Source organism: Streptomyces sp. NPDC005070 (assembly GCF_053600395.1).
This window is the reverse complement of the sequence record NZ_JBSFZS010000497.1, coordinates 1-1,482: the sequence shown is the minus strand read 5'-3', so window position 1 is coordinate 1,482 and position 1,482 is coordinate 1. Positions and strand designations below refer to the sequence as shown.

1 protein-coding gene is annotated in these 1,482 nt (G+C 58.9%); it reads right to left on the bottom strand.

The genetic code is table 11. The annotated features are described in order from the left end of the window. Window positions 1-1,482 (bottom strand): hypothetical protein (locus ACWEBX_RS40560; RefSeq protein ID WP_451889701.1); only part of this gene is annotated, 1,482 nt, incomplete at both ends.

Sequence of the window (1,482 nt, the reverse complement as noted above, 5' to 3'; positions counted from 1 at the left end):
CTCGACGCCGAGGCCGGGTGCGTCCGGCAGCGCGATCTCGCCGCCGACGATGCGCCGGGAAGTCAGCTGAACCGCATCCCCCATGGCCATCGATATAGGTGTACGAACTCCCGGGCAAAGTTCGAGCATTCTGGAACTGTCTCTCATCGCCCTGGCCGCAGCACGTTTGTTCCCTTGGCGTGTGTAGATCCGTGCTGCCTCGGCATGGGACTCTGCCGCGAGAAGGTGAGAACCGCACGTCTCGAATTGTCCGCCTACGGATTCCAGCGCCGCTGCGTCCCTGCGGAAAAGAGCTTCGATGTGCTGGATTCGGGACGCGAGAAGTGGCCCTTGCAGAGAGTCGATGTCTTGGATGTAGCGAATTGCACTCTTGGCGTCACCGAGGCGCGCCAGTGAGTGCACCGCCTCCAATCTGACTGTTTTCCTTGAGTTGTTCGTGTTTTCAAGCGACTTCACGAGAATCTGTTGAGCCGTATCTATTTTCCCATCGGCTGCCGCTGCCCATGCTTCTGCGATGGCTTGCGCCCCGACCGCGTAGGCCAGAGATTCATCACCTGAACCGATGCCGGCGCGCGCCATAGCCATTGACTTCTTATCATTCGTCAGAGCCCCTGCTTGCAGGAGGCAGCACTGCAGATAGGTTCGCCCCAGGGGCCACCCTTGTTCAACTTCGCTTGCTAGGACGCGTGTCAACCGGTCGGCCGCTTCACGGGCGTTCCCCTGCAGCAGTTCGGCTTCACCCCGCACTCCCTCCAGCATGGCTCGGGCGCTGGGCGATTCGCGATAGATGCTTTTGATTCGGCCGCTGGAGAGTAGCTCAATCGCATCGTCTATCTGGCCGGACTGCATCATGGCGATCGCTTTGACGAGATCCTTCATGATCGGGTGATGGCTCAGCAGTACGCGACTGTAACGATGCAACTCTGGAGGCTCGAGAGAGTCCACGACATGGGAGGCATCGGCCGGTCGCCCGTCGTGGGCCAGGAGCAGCCCCAGCGTGATACACGCTTCCCAGCGGATATATGGGTCCGCCGAGTCTTTATATGAATTGAGAATGTTTTCAGCTTCAGCTTTTTCATTGAGGTGGAGCAGCAGCTTGGCCCTTCTTACCTGCAGAAGCCCTCGATAGTCGAGATCTGGCAGGTCACGTCTGGCCTGTTCTTTTCCATCCTGGGCTCCAAGCGCCTCCGTCAAAATTTCCTGCGCTTTGTAGAATTTCTCTAGGCCCTCAAGTGTCGTGGCTCTGGCCAGTCCCACAATTGCTTTTTCCCGAGGGTCGCTGACGGCCGACCACGCGACGGAAAGTACGTCCTCCGCTTCACGGTAACGTCCTCTCATCCACAGGACGGTGCCGAGAAGAGTGGCGGTCTCCGCTGCTGGTTCAGCCTTCCACGCGGATTCGGAAAGTTGTTGTGCCTTCTTCAGGTCGAGCGCCGCAAAAGAGATGAGAGCAGCATTGAGCAGGACGGTGGGATCCGGATC